The following is a 19719-nucleotide window of genomic DNA, read 5'->3' as shown; positions in this document are numbered from 1 at the left end:
TATACATTTCAGTATCATCAATGTTCTGATAAAGAGGTGTTTAAATGTTTAGATTTGATAAAAAGCAACAAGTATTCAAGGTAGGAGACGTCCATTTTGGAGGACAACCCGGTGAATATCCTACTGTTCTTGTAGGTACAATGTTTTACAACAGGCATAAAATCGTAACTGATGAAGATAAAGGAGAATTTGACAGAGAAGCCGCCGAAGATCTCTGGAAAACCCAGGAAGAAATGGGCGATATCACCGGCAACCCCTATGTAAACCAGATTGTTGGTGAAACTAAGGAAGCCATCAGGAAGTACATAGACTGGTTTGTGGAAATCGATGACAGCACACCATTTTTAATTGATTCATCAGATGGAAGTGTACGTGCTGAAGCTGCAAGATATGTAACTGAGATTGGAGTTGCAGACCGAGCCATTCACAACTCTATTAACGCAAGTATCCATGAAGACGAAATTGAAGCTGTCAGCCAGAGTGATATGGAAGCTTCAATCGTGCTTGCATTCAATGCAACCGACCCCTCCGTGAAAGGTAAAATCGATATACTTGAAGAAGGCGGAGGAGGTATTGAAAAAGGATTACTTGACATTGCAAAAGAAAGCGGTATCACCAAACCACTGGTTGATGTGGCAGCAACTCCACTTGGTGCTGGTGCTGGTGCTTCAATGAGAGGCGTTACCACTATAAAAGGTCATTTCGGACTTCCTGCAGGTGGTGGATACCACAATATGGCATCTGCATGGGACTGGATGAAACAGTTCAAAAAAGAACACCGTGAAGCCTACATGCCTGCCGATATTGGCACAAACCTTGTTGCACAAACACTTGGATCCAATTTCCAGCTGTATGGTCCCATCGAAAATGCAAAAACTGTATTCCCTGCAACCGCAATGGTTGACATAATACTCGGTGAAAACGCCAAAGAACTTGGTGTAGAGCTTGCAATGGATGAACATCCATTGTACAAACTGGTATAAACACCAGTTTCTTTTTCTTTTTTCAGACAAATAATATATAAGTCCAGAACATATCATCATTTTATGACAGATGTTATGCTTTTATGGGACACGAAAACATTGTTTGAAAAACTGTTCCAGGAAAACGACCTCAACTGTAAACGAGTTTTATCATCATCACTGGGTACACCATTCCTGCCACCATGCAAATCAGTAATAATACCTACAGGTTTTGCCAATCCCCTTTACACAACAATTACATCAGGTATTGAACAAAACAAAAAATCGTTTGAAAAATTCCTGAAAAACGGCGGGATTGTCACGGTATTCGGTCCAATGGTATCTGAATATCAATACCAATGGCTACCTTTGAAATTAACCTATATCCAGGACCATAAATCTGCTCCACTTCAAAAAGTAGGGGAACATGAAGCACAATCCATAATAGAAAATCCCGATTATTCGGTCGAATGCGATGGATATTTTTCAGAAGCTGACGGACAGGTACTATATAAAAACGATGAAGGAAAACCTGTAATGGTTGCCATGGAATACGAGAACGGATTAATCATCGCTACCACAATCCATGAATTTCCATCCAGCAACTTCCTTGGATGGATAAAGCGTTTTGGTAAAAAAACACAAATCTGATATTATTTTTTAGTTTTCACATTTTTATCTGAACGCAGACGTTTTACTTCTTCAGGTTCATCTCTAATTCTCAATACAAATAATCCTGAACACGGTTTAACATACTGAAAAATCAAATCAGAATCCTTAACACCTACAGGTATTTCAGAACCACCCCTTAACACCACTCCAAGCAGTTTATATCCACCCGGTACATAGAATACTTCATCTGAATTTTCTTTAATATATTTTTCACTCTCTCTAGGCGTTACACCACTTAAAACTATTTCATAGGGAAGGTCACTTATACATGTCATATTTGATACCCAATCATTTTATTTAATTACAATATCTGAAACCCGTATTCCGCTCTCAACAATTCTGCCTACTACCTTACCTCCAACTATTTCGGCAGCCTCATCAGCCTGCTCCTCAGGAAGTATTATAACAAATCCCATACCCATATTGAAGGTTTTATACATTTCCGGGTCTTCAATATTACCTTCATCCTGCAGGAATTTAAAAATGTCGTTTACATCAAGAGGGTCATAAAAATCAAACCCCAACTCTGTAATCCTGTTAAGTTTTAAAAGCCCGCTTCCAGTGATATGAGCAAGACCGTGTACATCCAGTTTTTTAATTACATCCAGCACTTCCAGATAAATTCGGGTTGGTTTCAGGAGTTCATCACCTATTATAACTGAAGTGTTGTAAGGACAGGGGTCTGAATAGGAATAACCTGAATTCTCAATGACCTTTCTCGCCAGTGTATACCCATTACTGTGTATCCCGTTACTCGGAATTCCTACAATCGCATCTCCCTGACGGATATTGTCCCCTGTGATTATCGAGTTTTTATCCACCATTCCAAGGCATGTACCTGCAAGGTCAAAACCCTTGACAATATCCGGCAAGGTTGCCGTTTCCCCTCCAACTATTGAGATATTGGACAGTTCTACACCTTTTGCCAGACCTTCACCGATTTGTTCAGCGAACTCTTCACTATAGGATTCAACAGCAAGATAATCTACAAAGGAAAGAGGTTCAGCACCAATAGCAAGCAAGTCATTTACATTCATTGCAACACAATCAATACCAACTGTATTCCATCTTTGCATTTCATTGGCAATCAGTACCTTTGTACCCACACCATCAGTTGTCAATGCTAATGCATATTCTCCAAAATCAATGAGACCGGAATAATGACCAATATCACTCAGTGGTGCACCCAAACCCTTTCGTTTATATTTCATTTTACTGGTAATGGACTTAATAGATGCTTCTTCCTTTTTAATATCAACACCTGATTCCGAGTATGTCATATGTTTCCGCAATTCATTTCCCTCACTTACTTGATTCCAGTTTGAAATCTCTATGCAAAATTCTTACAGCATCAAATGATTCCTTTTCACTGACCACAAAAGAAATGTTGTGCTGGGAAGAACCCTGACTGATAGCAATTACATTGATTTTCTCCCTCCCGAGTGCACTGAAAACCCTACCTGAAACACCCGGGATACCTGCCATTCCTGCACCTACAACTGCAACCACACATATATCATCATCATAGGTCACATCTTTTATAACATTTCTATCAAATTCTGAATTGATAGCATCAACCGCTGCTTCCAGATGGTCTTCATCAACCACTATAGACATATTGGATTCAGAAGATGCCTGGCTAATCATTATTATGTTGACATTTGCGTTTGCAAGTGAATTAAAGACTCTGGCAGCTGTCCCGATGGTTCCTACCATCCCTGCACCAGATATATTGACCAGTGCCACATTTTTAATAAGAGTGACAGCCTTGACTACATCTTCTGTTGGTTTTTGTTCGGACACAACAAGTGTACCAGGGAAATCCGGTTCAAAGGTGTTTTTGACACGTACTGGTATACCGTTCCTGATAGCAGGCTCGATTGTTCTGGGATGTAAAACCCTTGCCCCGAAATATGAAAGTTCCATTGCTTCAGCATAGGATATCTGGGGTATCGAACATGCTTCAAATACAATTTTGGGGTCAGTGGTCATTATTCCATGAACCTCTTTCCACAACCAGATTTCATCCGCACCAATGGCTGCACCTATGATAGAAGCAGTAAAATCAGAACCACCCCTTCCAAGGGTTGTTATTACCCCTCCCCTGTTCTCTGCAATAAACCCTGTTACTACTGGGATGGTATCAGAAAGGATTGGTTTGAGTGTATCTCCAACGTTTCGATAACTCTGTTCAAGGGGTCTGGCGTTTCCGTATTCATTATCAGTTACAATTCCTACATCTCCTCCTGTAAACATTTTCGATTTAATGCCAAGCGACCTGATTGCTCCTGATACTATAGGAGCTGCCAGACGCTCACCATAGGAAGATATGTAATCTATAGAACGTGGTGTGAGTTCTCCCAGATAACATATACCAATAAGTGCTTTTTCCAGTTCATCAACTCTGCAATCAATAGCCTGAATGGTTTCATCGATAATATTTTCATCATCAATAGCTTCATGAACAGCACTGTAATGTTTATGCGTTAAATCAGAGATGAACTCCTTAATCTGGGATACCTTGCCTTTTTTTGAGACTTCAATTGCATTTGTCAACAATCCATCGGTCACACTACCCAACGCAGATGTTACTGCAACAACTTCATAACCGGAGTTGTAATAGTTTTTCAAAAGTTTTGCCACGTGGCGTATATTATTGCCGTCTGCAATGGATGTTCCACCAAATTTCATCACAATTCTCATTATTTAATCCCATCACCGAATTCGTTATTTAATAAAAATTAATTATATGGTCCTTATTGCTTTATTATAGATAGCTCAATCAACCTGTGTTTATAATAGTTTTTCCATTCATGCTCACCAATGTTAACGTAAAAGACTCAAGATAAAATACGCCAGAATAGAAAATACTATCATAGTAATAACAGCCGACAGTGCCCTAACTAAACCAGAATTTCCAGATATTCCTGACACATCAGTACTCACATTTGTACTGGATTCAGTTACTGTATTGTTATTTGTTATCCTGTCAATTACAGACCCTGCAAGCTTTTTCAAGTTATTCGCTGATTTTGATGTATTATCAGATTGATTCATGCCCATTGAGGACTCTTCTGATGCAGAACCAACTACAAAATCTGTTGTTTGTTTCACCTGTGATCCGTCATTATATACTGCTACAACTGTTGTATTGTGGACACCTTCGGTAAGATTGCCTGTCAAAGTGACATATGTACCTGCATTCACATCGCGCCTTATATCAATCTGGTCTCCATCAAGCATTACCTGCACTTTTGAAAAATTACTGTTTTCAAGGGTATAAGAAATAATTGCCTTATCACCCTGATCGAGTCCATTGTTGTTTAAATCCCTCACCCTGATATTTAAATTTATATTAGAATTGAGCCCTGAATCAGGATCCGAGATATTGTCCTTTTTTAAAGTGACATGTTCAAGGAAAGCTGTGTTATAGTCTTTGCTTGTAAATATCTCGCTCAGTTCAGCCAGGAATATGGTGGATTTTCCATTACTGGTAGCTCTGTTGTAGGTGAAAAAATCACCTTTATCTATTTTCTTTTCCTTGACAACTGAACCGTCTTTTTCTAATGTTAAAACTGCTGAATCCTGAATCAATTTACTGGCATATAATGTATATCCATTTTCAAGCTCCAGTGGTTTGATATTATTGACAGATTTTGACCTGTCAATTAGAAGGTAGTCATCTGTACCCATTTCAGGGTCAATATATTGTTCAATTTTGAACTTCACCAGGATTTTGTTCGGACTTTCAATTAACTCTAAAGGCGTAATCCGGAGAATAAGATGGTCTACTTCATCCCCGTTTTCTGTCACAGTTTTTACATATTCAAAAGGGTCATTTTTTTTACTGAACTGGTCATCGGTATCGATTTTATTTCCGTTTAAATACAGTTCTATCCAGCTGTTGCCTGTATCACCATTGGAGTCATGGACTTTAAAAGAATAGCCCTGCTCCAGTGAGTAAGTATCTCCTATACCCAAAGATTCTTCAGAATAATGTATCATCGCATCTGTTTTCTGTGCATATCCTGTGGTAACCAGACCAAAAAATACCAGGATTATAAGTGCAAAATATATATATCTCATAGATAAATCAACATCTATTATTGGTTGGAATTATTTAAATGTCCTTTTTATATTTAGAACATTAATAAATTAATTTATAGATATTATGCTCTGCAAGGTGAATTGATGAAATACATAGTACTTATAGGAGACGGAATGGGAGATTATCCTATTAAAGAATTGAACAATGAAACTGTCCTGCAAAATGCCAGAACTCCAAATATGGATTCTATCGCAAAATACGGAATCACTGGATTTGCAAAAACTGTTCCTGACGAAATGCATCCCGGGAGTGATGTTGCCAATATGTCCATTATCGGATATGACACAAGAAAATACTACAACGGAAGAGCTCCTCTTGAAGCCGCAAGTATGGGTATATCCCTTGATAAAAACGATGTAGCATTTAGATGCAATTTGGTCACAGTCAACGACGATACCTTAAAAGACTACAGCGCAGGGCATATTTCAACCAATGAAGCAAGAGTTGTGATTGAAGAGATTAACCAGCAACTTGGAAGTAAGGATATCCAGTTCTATCCTGGGATGAGTTACAAACATCTCATGGTTGCAAAGAATAACATCGGAGCAAATGCTAACTGTACACCGCCACATGACATTATGAATAAGGATAAACATCATTATATGCCATCAGGTAAAGATTCTGAATTACTTTGCGATTTAATCGACAGATCATACAATATCCTCAAAAACCATAGGATTAACATCAACAGAGTCAACAATAAAAATCTTCCTGCCAATTCTATATGGTTATGGGGTCAGGGTTATGCACCAAAAATCCCGCATTTTAAAAAACTGTATGGATTATCAGGATCCATAATTTCAGCTGTTGACCTTATAAAAGGGATAGGTACATATGCCGGTCTTGATGTGATAGATGTACCAGGTGCGACAGGTTATCTGGATACAAACTATTCTGGTAAAGCCAACTATGCTATAGATTCGCTTAAAAACCATGATATTGTAATCGTACATGTTGAAGCTCCTGATGAAGCAGGACATATGGGCAGTATCAGTGCAAAAACACAGGCAATTGAAGATTTTGACAGTTTGGTTGTGGGTAAAATTCTTGAATATGTACAGAATAATGAATCAAATGAAGACTATACCATTCTGGTAACTCCTGACCATCCAACTCCCATTTCACTAAAAACTCATACATCCGACCCGGTGCCATTTGCAATTTATTCTACAACAATAAACCAACCAGATGAAGTTGATTCATTCAATGAAATATCCATGGAAAACGGAAGTTTGAACACTGTCGATGCCAGCAACTTCATAAACATGTTACTCCAAATCAACCAACAATAAATGGCATCTATCATCTCTTTTTTATAATTATTTGTCCGAAATTTTTATATAGTATCACTGACAATCTATTGTTTGGGTGTAAAATCCAGAAGGAGTGTAAGGGGAACGTAATACAAAAAATACAATTCAAGGAGTGTAAACTGTATGGCACGCGGTATAATCAGATGGGATCCAGTTGAAGACGTAACACGATTACTGGACAGGTTTGCTCCTGGTGGAGAAATGCTTGCTGGTAGAACAATGGCTCCCCTGGTAGATATCAGAGACGAAGATGACAACATAGTCATCACTGCTGATTTACCAGGAGTCGATAAAGATGATATTGATATAACAGTCAGTGATAACACTGTGCAGATTAATGCTTCATTTAAAAAAGAATCCACAGGTGAACATGTATATTACAGACAGGAACGGACATATGAAGGATTCTCAAGAACCATAATATTGCCAGAATCAGTAACTGAAGAAGGAGCAAATGCAAAACTTGAGAATGGGGTTCTGAAAGTTACGCTACCTAAATTAGAAAAGGAACATAAAATAACCATACAATAAAGGGGTGATTTACTAATGGCTGAAATGATAAGAAGGGGACCGACCGGAATACGAAGAAGAAAACCGACTGAAATCGCAAGAAGACCATCATTATTCTCATGGGATCCGTTTGAAGATATCAGAGAAACCCAAAGATACCTGAGTGACCTCTTTGAGGACATGATGCCTGCAGAATGGGCAGAAAGTGAAACCTATGCTCCGCTTGTGGATGTTAAAGAAGAAGACAATAACGTAATTGTCACTGCGGATATACCAGGAGTAAATAAGGAAGATGTGGATATCAATATCAGGGATGATACAGTCGAAATTAATGGTCAGCACAAAGAAGAATCCGAAACTGAAGAAGAAGGATATTACCGACATGAGCGCACATACCGTGCATTTTCCAGAACCGTTCCCCTGCCGGCATCTGTGAATGAAGAAGATGCAAGTGCAAAACTGGAAAACGGTGTGCTACATATCACTCTGCCAAAATCCAGTGAAAAAGGGGAGAAAAAAATCACAGTAGAGTAAAGGAGGTGATACATAATGGCTGAAATGGTAAGAAGAGGACCAACCGGTATACGAAGAAGAGACCCCTTCGAAGAAATCAGGGAAACCCAGGATTATTTAAGTGATTTATTTAACCGCTTTGCACTTGGTGGATTCAGTGGAGTTACAGGCGAGACGTTTTCACCTCTTGTCGATATTAAAGAGGAAGATAATAACGTAATTGTTACTGCAGATATGCCAGGTGTAAATAAGGATGACGTGGATATCACAGTGAGAGATGACACACTGGAGGTCAACGCCAAATGTAGTGAAGAGTCCAAAACCGAGGAAGAAGGATATTACCGACATGAGCGCACGTATCGTGTATTTTCCAGAACCGTTCCCCTGCCGGCATCTGTGAATGAAGAAGATGCAAGTGCAAAACTGGAAAACGGTGTACTACATATCACTCTGCCAAAAGCCGAAGAAGAAAAGGAACGCAAAATCAAAGTTGAATAATGTGGATAATAAAAAACGATTTATCCACTACTTTTTTTGATATCTTGATTTAGCGGCATCAGAAATTATAATTTCATCATTTTTTGCTCAGTCGGGGTAACTCTCATCATCGCCGCAACAGATGTTATATATATGGTATTATATATTCCTACTGCTATTTTTAATTGTTACAGAGAGAGGTATATAAGTGAAACTGGAAGCTTTTATTGTGGATAACATTCCTCTGATTAAAGAAGGGGACAACCTTGCAGAGATTATCTGTAACAACACAAAATTAGAAGACGGTGACATTGTTGTAATCGCTTCCACAATCGTAGCCAAATCAGAAGGTCAGATATTCAGGCTTAAGGATATAACACCTACTGACAAAGCAGTAGAAATTGCAAATAAAAATAGATTCAGCCCTGCTTTTGTACAGGCTGTTCTTGAAAGAAGCAGGGATTGTCTGGTGGATTCTCCCATCATGCTTGTTGAAACGTATAACGGAAATGTTTGCATAAATGCTGGTCTTGATGATTCCAACATCGAGAACGGATTTATCCTTGATCTCCCGAAAAATCCAGATGTAAGTGCAGAATACATTGGTTTACATCTTCAAAACCTGACCAGTAAAAAAATCGGTGTCGTTATCACGGACACCAATGGCAGGGCTTTTAAAACCGGGCAGACAGGTGTAGCTGTGGGATTGTATCATATACCCGCAATCAAAAACTGGCGCGGTAAAAATGACCTATATGGTCATGCTCTCGATATCACAGAAGAGGCGATTGCAGACGAGATTGCCGGCACTGCCAACCTGCTCATGGGAGAAGGTGATGGTGGTACACCCGTGGTAATTATCAGAGGATTGGATGTATTAACCGGTAAAAAAGTGTCAGTAAAAAACATGTACCGCCCGGATGACAAAGATATCATTAAAAAAGGATTGCGCAGTTTAAATCAATCAAATCTCTGACTGAAATTTATGGTTTCAATCCCTGCATCAGAAAAGAATTTCAATGCTTCATCATCAGGGTAATGCGAAAGATATACCACTTTTTTGATGTTTGCGTTAATTATCATCTTCGCACAAAGTATACAGGGTTGATGAGTGCAGTAGATAGTTGCATTATCGGTGCTTACACCATGAAGCGCCGCCTGGATTATAGCATTTTGTTCAGCATGGACTGCACGACATTTTTCATGATGTGTGCCGGATTCAATATTGTACTGTTCCCTGATGCAACCGATATCAAGACAGTGTTCAAGGTTGCTCGGAGCACCATTATAACCAGTGGATATAATCCGTTTGTCCCTTACAATAACCGCTCCTACCTTATTACGCAGACATGTCGCCCGTTTTGCAACCACCGATGCTATTTCAAGGAAATATTCATCTATACCGATTCTGTCCTCATTATCTGTCATCGCTATACACAAAATAAAAAGTGGTATATATAAGTATAAGTGTCTAACCAGTTAAATAATTGAAAAGAAAGTCTTAAAAATATACGGTATCTTTTTCAACCAAAAAGATTTGGAAATAATAAAGAGATTATCTCAAAATTACCAGATGTGGAGTTTTAAACCATGATATTCAGTATGATAGAAAATCTGGATTCATTTGTAAAAAATCATAATAACCGCCAGGTTTTAATGGTTCCTGTTGCAGTATTCCTGACATCGCTTTTAATCATCGGAGTGATGTTTTTAAGCAGTGGTGCTCCTGTTAAACTCGGAATGGAATTTGAAGGAGGGTCAATGATTGCTATGGACACACATGACTCTGTTGAAGAGCTTGAAAATCAGTATTCTGATTATCCCCTTCATGATCTGCGTAAATCCGGTGGCAGGGTAACAATGCAGTTTGGTCCTATGGATAGTGAACAACATATTGCTGTTGAGGAGGATGTGTCATCCAAGTATTCAAATGTTGAAATACGACAAATCGGACCTGTTTATGGAGAATCTTTGCAGAGGCAGGCATTGATGGCGCTACTTATTTCGTTTATAGGTATGGCTGCTGTAGTATATCTGATATTCAGGACACCGGTACCATCTCTTGTAGTCATTGCTTCTGCCGTATCAGATATTACAATAGCTATGGCACTTATGAACATCACAGGGATTGAACTATCCTTTGGAACAGTTGCTGCATTATTGATGATTATAGGGTATTCTGTCGATAGTGACATATTATTGAATAATCGTCTGCTTAAAAGGAAGGGCAATCTTAATGAGAAAATAACCAGAGCAATGCATACAGGAGTACTAATGACTACTACCACACTTGTTGCGGTAATAATGCTCTATCTAGTATCTACCTATGCATATCTCATTATACCATGGCTGTCACAGGTGGGTATGTTATCTGATATTGCTGTTGTACTTATCTTTGGATTGGTTGCTGATTTGATGAATACATGGATGTTTAACACCGGGGTCTTGCGCTGGTACCTTGGAAAAGGTAAAATCAGGAGGTCAAAAGCATGAGTAATGAAGAAGAAAACGGTGGGCTGCTAAGGAACAGGCGTGTCCAGATATTCATAATAGCACTTATCGCATCCCTGATTGCTATACAGCCAATATATGTACCCGGTGAAGGCGCTCAGTCAAATCTCAATTACGGGCTTGACCTTGAAGGTGGTTCGTGGCTACAGCTGCAACTGCAGGGAGCTATAGCCCAGGTTGATGGCGACCCTAGTGAAATGGTAAAAGAGGTTGTTGAATCTTCAACAGGTGCTGAGATTAGGATTTCAGATGTAAATATACCTTCCGATGACAGTGAAAGCGGAACTGTCACATTCACCACTGATACAGATCTTACCCAATCACAAATAAATATACTCAACATCGGTGAACCTACTATAACCAGAGATGAGGAAAAAACTACTGTGCAAATCCAGCCCTCGAAACAGAAATTGATAACTGCCTACCTCTCCGATTCACTGGGTTCTGAAGTGGTTCCTATATCCAGACAGGATGCTACTGAGTACGAAATTCGAACTTCTGTATCACAGCAGGAACTCCAAGAATTGATGGAAAAAGTTGACGGGTCTATTGTCACAGATCCAGATGGGTCGACAATATACAGTCAGGGTGTAACAGAAGATACAAGAGAACTTACCAAAGAAACCCTCAGCGAAAAACTGAATGCATTGGGATTAAAGGACATACCTGTACGCAGCGCTGGTGATAACTATATTTTGATTGATTTTGCCGGTGTTGACCTTTCCACTGCAAAAGAAATAGCCCAACAACCTGGTAAATTTGAGATTAATATTGTTACCGAAGGCAACAGAACCAGACATGTACTCTATGGAGAAGACATAGAAAGTGTAGATGTCCCGAGTTTACAGAATCAGCAGTGGAATGTACCGTTCACACTCTCTGAGTCCGGTGCAAGGTCTCTTCAGAAAGCTGCTAAAGAAACCGGTGCAATCAACAATCCTTCCCAACACCATTTGAAAATGCATCTAGATGACCAGGAAATCTACAGTGCTCCGTTAAGCCCATCAGCAGCCGATAAACTCCGTGACTCACTTATATATTCATGGCAAGCGTCCATTGGTGGTGGCGAAGAAGGTAAGGATGAAGCCAAACAACTCCAGATACACCTTCGTGCCGGTGCACTACCTGTAAACGTTGAAATTATAGGTTCAGGGCATGTGGACGCATCACTTGGAGAACAGTTTAAATTACTGGCTGTTATAGCAGGTGTTTTTGTATTAATAGGTGTAGCTGGTACGGTCTATAATCGGTATCGTGAAAAACGGATACTGATTCCTATGGTAGGTATATCCTTCAGTGAAGTTGTAATGATATTGGGATTTTCCGCTGCTATAGGATGGCAGCTTGACCTCCCAAGTATTGCAGGGATTATTGCCGTTATTGGTACAGGTATCGACCATCTAGTAATCATTACAGATGAGGTGTTATACGAAGGGAAATTACCACCGACAAAGATATATCTGTCAAGAATAACCAAAGCCTTTGGTATTATAATTGGAGCAGCTGCAACTACAATTATTGCAATGTCGCCACTTATGGTTCTGGGCTTCGGTGCGCTCAGGGGATTTGCCCTTACCACCATCGTAGGTGTGTTAATCGGTGTATTCATCGCAAGACCGGTTTATGGAATAGTTATAAAAGAAGTACTCAAAGACACCACAACTGATGGTATCGAACAATAAAAGGTGTGGGTTACATGAAAGATATCTGGACTGTGAAATACAAACCAAAAAAAATGGATGATATAGCAGGGAATGAAATTTCCATCAGTACACTGAAAAGGATTTTACAGTCCAGAAACCTTCCACATCTTATTTTACAGGGTCCTGTAAATTCAGGTAAATCTTCCACTGCTTTTGCACTTGCAAATGAACTCTATGGAGAACATTACGAGAGCAATTTAACCTATTTTAATGCATCTGATTTCTTTGACCAGGGTAAACGCTACCTTGTCAGGGACAGACGTTTCGCACGTATTATCGGCACCCAGGACCCGAAAAAAATACGTACGAGTGTGCTTTCTATATTCAAGGATATAATCAATGAATACGCAAGCATGCGACCCATTGATTCCGACTATAAAATTATTTTCATAGATTGTGCGCAGTCACTGGATACCAGCTCCCAGCAAGCACTTAGGCGTATCATGGAAAAATACACCTCAACCTGCAGGTTCATACTATCCACAGCACAACCATCAAAACTGATACAACCCCTGAGGTCCAGAGGATTGAGATTGTTTTTCACTTACGTATCCAGGGACGAGCTTATAAATTATATCCAGCCAATCGCAGAAAATGAAGGGATACAATTCACAGATGAGGGTCTTGAAGCACTGTGTTATTATTCAAGGGGCAACATTGCCAGAGCCTTGATTACAACGCAGATGGCGTGTATACAGTCGAAAAACAAAGACACAGAAATTACCTCACAGGATGTATATGAATCCATTTTGGATAATATCCCTGAAGAAAATAATATCAGAGAGCTTTATAATGCAGCCATAAAAAAGGATATAGATACTGCACGCAAAATTATCGACAACCTGTTAATTGAAAACGGATTTTCCGGGTACGAAATACTGGAACATCTCTACGATGTGGTGGTTGACTCCAATGAGCCCGATTTAAAGGTTGCAAAAATGGTAAAAAGGATATCAGATACTGATTTCTACATGGGTGATGCTGCAAACCCCCGTATACAGCTGGAATATCTGATTGCTGACTTGTACTGAAAAGTTTTAATTAGCAGGATTAATTAACCTAAAAATAAAAACAATCTCTTTTTGAATAAAAATGTCAGATGAAACTAAAGACGAATTCAGTCAGGTGTGCAGAGAACTTCTTGAAATGGTACTTGATGGTTCAATAACCGACAATATAGAACTGAACAAAGCCAAGAAAAAATTGAGTTCAACTCATAAGTTTTCTTCACTCCCAAGGAATTCTGATATCATAATGGCAGGAACCGAGGAAGAACAAAAACAGGCTATGGACATACTTCGTCGAAAACCTGTCCGCACAATCTCCGGTGTTGCGGTAATCGCTGCAATGACCTCACCTGCTCCATGCCCGCATGGTATCTGTGTACCGTGCCCCGGTGGTCCGAAATCTGATTTTAATTCTCCGCAGAGTTATATGGGACTTGAACCCGCAACCAGACGTGCTATACGCAATGAGTACGACCCATATAAACTGGTAACATCACGCCTATCCCAGCTGAAAGAGATAGGTCATGAGGTTGATAAAGCCGAATTGATTGTCATGGGTGGTACATTTACATCCAGATCAATCGATTATCAGGAATGGTATACAAAACGATGTATAGAGGCAATGAACGATTTCTATGATACTTCCTGGCGCAAACATGTTCACATAATAGGAAAATCTCATCCCTATATCACCCTTGAAGATGTGCAGAAGGAGAATGAAAACGCTGCAATCAGGAACATCGGCATAACCTTTGAGACCAGACCGGACTGGACAAATAACAAACATATTGACAGGATGCTGGAACTGGGCGCTACAAAAGTAGAAATCGGGGTCCAGAATGTATATGATTTTGTCCTGTCAAAAATTAATAGGGGTCACACGGTTAAGGATACTGCAGAAGCAAACCGTATGCTCAGAGATAGCGGTCTCAAAGTAGGGTTCCATATGATGCCACATCTACCCGGGATGGATTATGAGCGTGACCTTAGAGGATTTAAACGGTTGTTTGAGGATTCAAAATTCATGCCAGATTACCTGAAAATCTACCCTACCCTTGTTACAGAGGGTACTCAACTCTACAAAATGTGGGAGAAAGGTGAATATAGTGCACTTAATGACGATGAAGCAGTCGAGTTGATTTCAGATATTAAAGCCCTGCTTCCAAAATGGGTGCGTCTGCAGCGAATCCAGCGTGACATACCATCCCAGCAGATATTTGCCGGAGTGAAAAAAAGCAATATCCGTCAACTTGCAAGAGAACGTCTCCATGAGAAAGGTGGTAAATGCCGTTGTATTCGGTGCAGGGAAGTCGGACACAACATTCTGAAAGGCATCGAACCAGTTGATGAAAATATCAAATTCACTGTTGAATCCTATAATGCCTGCGGTGGAGTTGAACATTTCCTGGCTTTTGAAGATGTAAAACAGGATGTTCTGATAGGGTTCTTAAGACTTCGATTTCCAGCCAATCCCCATAGAAGTGAATTACAGGATGCTGCTGTTGTAAGGGAACTACATGTATACGGGTCACTGGCGCCTTTTGGATGTTCAGAGATGAAATACTGGCAACATAGAGGTTATGGATCTGAACTGCTTGGACAGGCTGAAAAAGTATCTCTTGAAAACGGATATAATAAACTGGCAATTATCAGTGGTATCGGTGCACGGGGGTATTACCGCAAATTAGGGTATCATCTTGATGGAGTATATATGTCAAAAATACTCCAGTAATCACATATCAAACTTTTCTTGTTTCATAAATACAAACATATATGCTACCATAGAAGCAATAGAAAAACTTTACTTGTTTTAGGTTAAAAGATATTTTTTGAAAGTTTTTAAATAATATCTCCATCATCATACCGGTTGTAGAACAGAAAACCCTTATGATTACAATGTCAGAAAATGATACCCTAAACGATATATTAGATAAATTGAATGAAATCAATAGTAAAATGGATAAACTGTTGCAGGATACAAACCGTGATGCTGGCGATAAACAAAACGAAACCATCCTGTCAAAATCAATGGATGTAATGACACTTATATCCCTGCCTGAACATCTACGTACCACCGCAACCACCCTTCTGAGGTTGGAACAGGCTACTGCTGATGAAATATCAGAGATTACTGGAAAAGAAAGAGCAGTTGAAAGCAATTATTTGAACCAGCTTGTTAAACTGGGTTATGTAACCAAGTTCAGAAAAGGAAAAAGAATATACTTTAGATTCCATGAAAACATTAATTAAAACTAAATGGAATAAGATTATAATAAACCATTTTTGAGGGAAAGTATCTTATGAGTTTTACACTGGCTGTTCATTCTTCCAAAGGTGGCACAGGCAAAACAAGTATTGCTATAAATCTTGCAGGTGTTTATGCATCACAGGGTCAAAATGTATGCCTACTTGATTATGATTTTAAAGCCCCCTCGTTTACCAATTTTTTCAATATCTACCCCAAATACTGGATAAATGATGTTCTTCATGACAAATGCAGTATAAAGGATGTTGTCCATGACGTCAGCAGTGATTTTGGGACAACGGGATATTTGTATGTAGGGCTCACGAACCCTGATGTTGACTCTATCCGGGATATTTCGAGTAAAGACCGGGACTGGCAGGCAAAAGCTCTCAGGTTACTTATCAGAGCAAAAAAGAAGCTAATCCAATCCGGAATAGATGTGGTCATACTTGATACAAGTCCGGGTATTGATTACGAATCGATTAATGCTGTTGCAGCATCTGATTATGTTGCAGTCGTGCTCAAACAGAACTATACCTGTATCAAAAGCACTGAACAAGTCATAGATGGCATATATAATCTACTCCATAAAAAATGTGTGATTATCGAGAATATGTGTCATGAGGGGTATCTGTATCCGCAAAACATAAAAAAATTCGATACACCTGTGATTGAATCGATACCTTGTATGTGTGATGTGACCTCAAAAACAGATAAAGACCTCATTGTATTTTCTGACCCTGAACACAGGTTTTCAAGGGCAGTGTACAAAATATCTGAAAAGTTCAAATGAATATATATCAATGTTAAAATCTGTTATAGTTTTTTTAGGGTTCATCATCCTGTTCTTCTTCAAGTATACGTTTGACATCGTGTTGTGCGTAATTCATGAGGTTGTCCATTTTTATATCTTCGATATTATTGTCACCCATATTAAGTTCTATGATTGAATACTGGAGCACAGCTACAATAATAAACATTATAAAAGCAGCTCCGAATGCAAGTATCATGCGCTCCAGTGGATACATAAAAACACTTGATTCAAACAATTGAGCTGATAAATCCAATGTCAACAACGCTGCGATATTGCCTGCCATATGGTCTGAAAGTACTGCAATAAGTGAGCCCATAAACAACAATATGAATGTGTATACACTTACATGCATCAACTTATGCTGATATTTCTTATAGAATATAATAAATGTCACAAGGACAATTATATGGAACCACGGTAAATAGAAAAGTTCCCGACCAATATCAAAAAAATACCACAGGACAATTAATGTGGAATAAATATACAGTGCTGGTTTTTCTCTCCTGGTTATTATAAGCCCTGCAATAAGTGATGAAAGCATGACAAACACAGGTGTCACAAGCAGGAATACATCATCTCCAAGACGACTGGTATTGGTTATAACATGTGTTATAATACCAAAAAATGATACCAATGGTCCGATATATGGACCCAGAATCATACCGTTTAAAGGTCCAAAAGCTGCAACTGAACTTATTATTGATCCTTCCACACCCTGTAGATGAAAATCAGGAAGCCAGCTTGCAAAATAAGTCAGGATAAATGCCAGTGTAATGTAAATCAGCTTGAGCTTCCGTTTTTTGAGCAGTTGATAATGATATTGTATGGACACAATATCATTCTTGAAACCTTTATATTTATATAACTTGGCATTAATTATTCATTTTTACAGACATACTTCCACTAACCTACATATCTATTTTATGTTAGAAATAATAATCTTTAAGTAGTATAGTGTATATACAGAAAAATCACATTGTGTAAATTATTTTACGCAATATAACAAAAAACCACTAAAATTAGTAAGGGATACTATGAAAATTCGAGTTGTAAGTTCAAAAGAAGAAATTGAAAACCTGGATGAAAATGAAGAAATCGTTCATCTAGCTTTCAGACCATCCAATACCGACATCTTTTCATTGGTAATGAAATGTCCAAACCTGAAAGCGTTACATATACCAAGCTCCTACAAGAGGACAATTTCCAGTTCCGCCAAGATGTTTCTGGATATGCAGGGAATTGGATTGCTGGAAGGTGATGTATGGGGACACAGAAAAGACATCAACGAATATTCTGAAGTATCCAAAAATGTATACAAAAGAATAAAAGATTTGAAGGAAAGTGGTGTATCTGATGAAGATATCGTTGACAGGATGGTCAAAGAAACCAGACTTAGTGAAGATTTTATCCAGTTCCTTATGAAACAGCAGGAGTCCCCAGAAACTCCGAAAGCTACAGTTTCGAAATAAAATATCAGTTTTTGGTCCAACCGTAATGGTTGGACTTAAACATTTTTTTACTCTCCATATATCTGGAGTATTAGTTCTCTGTATCGTGGTCTGTTATCCAGATTTATCAGTACAATCTGCTGCCACTGACCATTGGCAAGTTCACCTTCTATTATCGGAAATGTTTCACTTTGACCCAGAAGAGATGCACGAATATGTGAAAAACCATTTCCATCATTCCATTTTTTGTCATGTTGATATTCAACATCACTTGGTGCTATTTTCTCAAGCGTCTGGGAAAAATCATATATCAAACCTGGTTCGTATTCTATAGTTGTTACGGCTGCTGTTGAACCAGGTGTAAAAACTGTGATTATGCCGTTCTTGATACCTGAATTTTTAATGGTTCCTGCCACATCCGACGTTATATTTACCATATCGATATTTGCTTGTGTTTCATACTGGAGTTGTCTTGTCAATACACCCATAATAGACCAATCCTCACTGTTGTTCACCATAATCAATTTTTACCAATTTTATACCCAACAACGTAACAAGCAGTATAAATATCAAAAACGATATAATATAACCTTCTGGTGTCAATCCAGTCTCCTCTACCAGTATCATCAGGAATATTAGTATTCCTACTGAACCTATTGCCGATAAAATTTCAAAACTTTTCTTATTCATCATATATCAGATGTGAAATTAAATACATCAAGTTAACGCAAATTTAAATATACCTTTGCAAGCTAAACAAAAAATACATTTTACTAGGACAAATCCCATTAAACATATCATTTATAATAATCGAGATATATTTAGGTCGTGATTAGACAGAAATTAAAAATGATAAAGACAAAAATAAAGATATAGCAATGTATGTAATATTTTGAGCTAATCTAGAAAAAACAGGTATCTGGTTTACCCATGACAGAATTTGAAAGAGTACTTGTACAATCATTCAACTCATTTTTTGAGCAAAAAGATATTAAAGGAATTGCACATCGCCTTAAACAACATAGATTTGCCCAGCAATTTCTGGATGTACTTGTAGATTCACTCGACCCTGACTATTATCTGGGTATTGAATGCAAGAGCATATCGGTTGATAAAGGTGCAAATGCACTGTATTTCACCCAGCATTTTACAACAGACAAAAACGATGTGCATCAGATAGACCGCATCACAGATTTTTTAAAAAAATCAGGAAGGACAGGATTTCTTGCTGTGGAGCTCAGAATGGGGTCAGGAAGTTCCAGAAAAGCACATATCATTCCATGGACTGAACTTGTTGAACGGTTTTATAATGGTGATTCAAAGTATAGCGTCTCTGAAATACAGTGTTTTCCTGAAATTGAAAGAGATGGCAGTGGATATATAATAGACCCAAATAAATGGCTACTTGGAAGCAGAGTTTGAAAAGAGGTTAAGTA

The 19719-nt window shown here is 38.6% G+C and carries 23 protein-coding genes; 15 read left to right on the top strand and 8 right to left on the bottom strand.

What is annotated here, in order from left to right; translation table 11 throughout:
* Nucleotides 1-44: 44 nt before the first annotated feature.
* Together mtrH and ACLFMM_RS00260 are read left to right on the top strand one after the other, a co-directional pair.
* Nucleotides 45-983 carry a tetrahydromethanopterin S-methyltransferase subunit H gene (gene mtrH, locus ACLFMM_RS00265; protein ID WP_410806708.1) on the top strand — a complete coding sequence of 313 codons (939 nt, stop codon included), beginning with the start codon at nucleotides 45-47 and terminating at the stop codon, nucleotides 981-983.
* A gap of 63 nt (nucleotides 984-1046) precedes the next feature.
* Entirely contained in the window at nucleotides 1047-1613 is a 567-nt protein-coding gene (locus ACLFMM_RS00260) for a hypothetical protein (protein WP_410806707.1), read from the top strand.
* A 2-nt stretch (nucleotides 1614-1615) separates the two neighbouring features.
* Here the strand turns inward: ACLFMM_RS00260 and ACLFMM_RS00255 are convergent, their stop codons facing one another.
* The 4 genes from ACLFMM_RS00255 to ACLFMM_RS00240 all read right to left on the bottom strand — a co-directional run bounded on the left by ACLFMM_RS00255 (nucleotide 1616) and on the right by ACLFMM_RS00240 (nucleotide 5720).
* Nucleotides 1616-1909, bottom strand: coding sequence for a DUF1894 domain-containing protein (locus tag ACLFMM_RS00255; protein WP_410806706.1), 294 nt, complete (start codon nucleotides 1907-1909; stop codon nucleotides 1616-1618).
* 18 nt (nucleotides 1910-1927) lie between these two features.
* Complete coding sequence (gene purM / locus ACLFMM_RS00250; RefSeq protein WP_410806705.1) at nucleotides 1928-2914, bottom strand: phosphoribosylformylglycinamidine cyclo-ligase; 987 nt, start codon at nucleotides 2912-2914, stop codon at nucleotides 1928-1930.
* A 22-nt stretch (nucleotides 2915-2936) separates the two neighbouring features.
* On the bottom strand, nucleotides 2937-4325 hold the full coding sequence (locus ACLFMM_RS00245) for an aspartate kinase (protein WP_410806704.1): 1389 nt from the start codon (nucleotides 4323-4325) through the stop codon (nucleotides 2937-2939).
* A 135-nt stretch (nucleotides 4326-4460) separates the two neighbouring features.
* On the bottom strand, nucleotides 4461-5720 hold the full coding sequence (locus ACLFMM_RS00240) for a hypothetical protein (RefSeq protein WP_410806703.1): 1260 nt from the start codon (nucleotides 5718-5720) through the stop codon (nucleotides 4461-4463).
* 105 nt (nucleotides 5721-5825) lie between these two features.
* On the opposite strand from ACLFMM_RS00240, the gene ACLFMM_RS00235 reads away from it, so the two are divergent.
* The 5 genes from ACLFMM_RS00235 (at nucleotide 5826) to ACLFMM_RS00215 (ending at nucleotide 9531) form a co-directional block, all read left to right on the top strand.
* Complete coding sequence (locus ACLFMM_RS00235; protein ID WP_410806702.1) at nucleotides 5826-7034, top strand: cofactor-independent phosphoglycerate mutase; 1209 nt, start codon at nucleotides 5826-5828, stop codon at nucleotides 7032-7034.
* A 144-nt stretch (nucleotides 7035-7178) separates the two neighbouring features.
* The gene (locus tag ACLFMM_RS00230) at nucleotides 7179-7586 is read left to right on the top strand and encodes an Hsp20/alpha crystallin family protein (protein ID WP_410806701.1); all 408 of its coding nucleotides are present in this window, start codon (nucleotides 7179-7181) and stop codon (nucleotides 7584-7586) included.
* A gap of 15 nt (nucleotides 7587-7601) precedes the next feature.
* A complete protein-coding gene (locus ACLFMM_RS00225) occupies nucleotides 7602-8099 on the top strand; it encodes an Hsp20/alpha crystallin family protein (RefSeq protein WP_410806700.1) in 498 nt (165 codons plus the stop codon).
* 15 nt (nucleotides 8100-8114) lie between these two features.
* Complete coding sequence (locus ACLFMM_RS00220) at nucleotides 8115-8576, top strand: Hsp20/alpha crystallin family protein (RefSeq protein ID WP_410806699.1); 462 nt, start codon at nucleotides 8115-8117, stop codon at nucleotides 8574-8576.
* Between the two features lie 187 nt (nucleotides 8577-8763).
* A complete protein-coding gene (locus tag ACLFMM_RS00215) occupies nucleotides 8764-9531 on the top strand; it encodes a coenzyme F420-0:L-glutamate ligase (protein ID WP_410806698.1) in 768 nt (255 codons plus the stop codon).
* Here the strand turns inward: ACLFMM_RS00215 and ACLFMM_RS00210 are convergent.
* Nucleotides 9516-9983, bottom strand: coding sequence for a deoxycytidylate deaminase (locus ACLFMM_RS00210; RefSeq protein ID WP_410806697.1), 468 nt, complete (start codon nucleotides 9981-9983; stop codon nucleotides 9516-9518). The genes ACLFMM_RS00215 and ACLFMM_RS00210 overlap by 16 nt on opposite strands.
* A 162-nt stretch (nucleotides 9984-10145) precedes the next feature.
* Between ACLFMM_RS00210 and ACLFMM_RS00205 the strand changes: the two genes are divergently transcribed.
* The 6 genes from ACLFMM_RS00205 (at nucleotide 10146) to ACLFMM_RS00180 (ending at nucleotide 16814) form a co-directional block, all read left to right on the top strand.
* Nucleotides 10146-11048: a protein translocase subunit SecF gene (locus ACLFMM_RS00205; RefSeq protein WP_410806696.1), complete on the top strand. Its 903-nt coding sequence runs from the start codon at nucleotides 10146-10148 to the stop codon at nucleotides 11046-11048.
* Nucleotides 11045-12748, top strand: a complete 1704-nt coding sequence (locus ACLFMM_RS00200) for a preprotein translocase subunit SecD (protein WP_410806695.1) — start codon at nucleotides 11045-11047, stop codon at nucleotides 12746-12748. Before ACLFMM_RS00205 ends, ACLFMM_RS00200 begins: the two co-directional genes overlap by 4 nt.
* Nucleotides 12749-12762: 14 nt before the next feature.
* The gene (locus tag ACLFMM_RS00195) at nucleotides 12763-13800 is read left to right on the top strand and encodes an AAA family ATPase (RefSeq protein ID WP_410806694.1); all 1038 of its coding nucleotides are present in this window, start codon (nucleotides 12763-12765) and stop codon (nucleotides 13798-13800) included.
* A 61-nt stretch (nucleotides 13801-13861) separates the two neighbouring features.
* Nucleotides 13862-15508 (top strand): tRNA uridine(34) 5-carboxymethylaminomethyl modification radical SAM/GNAT enzyme Elp3, encoded by a 1647-nt coding sequence (locus ACLFMM_RS00190; RefSeq protein WP_410806693.1) that lies wholly within the window; start codon nucleotides 13862-13864, stop codon nucleotides 15506-15508.
* Between the two features lie 164 nt (nucleotides 15509-15672).
* Nucleotides 15673-16026 carry a helix-turn-helix domain-containing protein gene (locus ACLFMM_RS00185; protein WP_410806692.1) on the top strand — a complete coding sequence of 118 codons (354 nt, stop codon included), beginning with the start codon at nucleotides 15673-15675 and terminating at the stop codon, nucleotides 16024-16026.
* Nucleotides 16027-16076: 50 nt separating this feature from the next.
* On the top strand, nucleotides 16077-16814 hold the full coding sequence (locus tag ACLFMM_RS00180) for a MinD/ParA family protein (protein ID WP_410806691.1): 738 nt from the start codon (nucleotides 16077-16079) through the stop codon (nucleotides 16812-16814).
* Between the two features lie 34 nt (nucleotides 16815-16848).
* Here the strand turns inward: ACLFMM_RS00180 and ACLFMM_RS00175 are convergent, their stop codons facing one another.
* On the bottom strand, nucleotides 16849-17667 hold the full coding sequence (locus tag ACLFMM_RS00175; RefSeq protein ID WP_410806690.1) for a hypothetical protein: 819 nt from the start codon (nucleotides 17665-17667) through the stop codon (nucleotides 16849-16851).
* 202 nt (nucleotides 17668-17869) lie between these two features.
* Between ACLFMM_RS00175 and ACLFMM_RS00170 the strand changes: the two genes are divergently transcribed.
* A complete protein-coding gene (locus ACLFMM_RS00170) occupies nucleotides 17870-18304 on the top strand; it encodes a DUF1699 family protein (protein WP_410806689.1) in 435 nt (144 codons plus the stop codon).
* 47 nt (nucleotides 18305-18351) lie between these two features.
* On the opposite strand, the gene ACLFMM_RS00165 is transcribed toward ACLFMM_RS00170, so the two are convergent.
* A complete protein-coding gene (locus ACLFMM_RS00165) occupies nucleotides 18352-18798 on the bottom strand; it encodes a secondary thiamine-phosphate synthase enzyme YjbQ (protein WP_410806688.1) in 447 nt (148 codons plus the stop codon).
* The gene (locus ACLFMM_RS00160) at nucleotides 18785-18973 is read right to left on the bottom strand and encodes a hypothetical protein (RefSeq protein WP_410806687.1); all 189 of its coding nucleotides are present in this window, start codon (nucleotides 18971-18973) and stop codon (nucleotides 18785-18787) included. The genes ACLFMM_RS00165 and ACLFMM_RS00160 overlap by 14 nt, the downstream gene beginning before the upstream one ends.
* Nucleotides 18974-19213: 240 nt before the next feature.
* Here ACLFMM_RS00160 and ACLFMM_RS00155 point away from each other — a divergent pair, with 240 nt between their 5' ends.
* The gene (locus ACLFMM_RS00155; RefSeq protein WP_410806686.1) at nucleotides 19214-19705 is read left to right on the top strand and encodes a hypothetical protein; all 492 of its coding nucleotides are present in this window, start codon (nucleotides 19214-19216) and stop codon (nucleotides 19703-19705) included.
* Nucleotides 19706-19719 lie beyond the last annotated feature (14 nt).

It is taken from the genome of Methanohalobium sp. (genome assembly GCF_046546175.1).
In the GTDB taxonomy this organism is placed as follows: Archaea; Halobacteriota; Methanosarcinia; order Methanosarcinales; family Methanosarcinaceae; genus Methanohalobium.
Note: the sequence above shows the minus strand (reverse complement) of the source record. Positions and strands in the feature narration are given on the sequence as shown.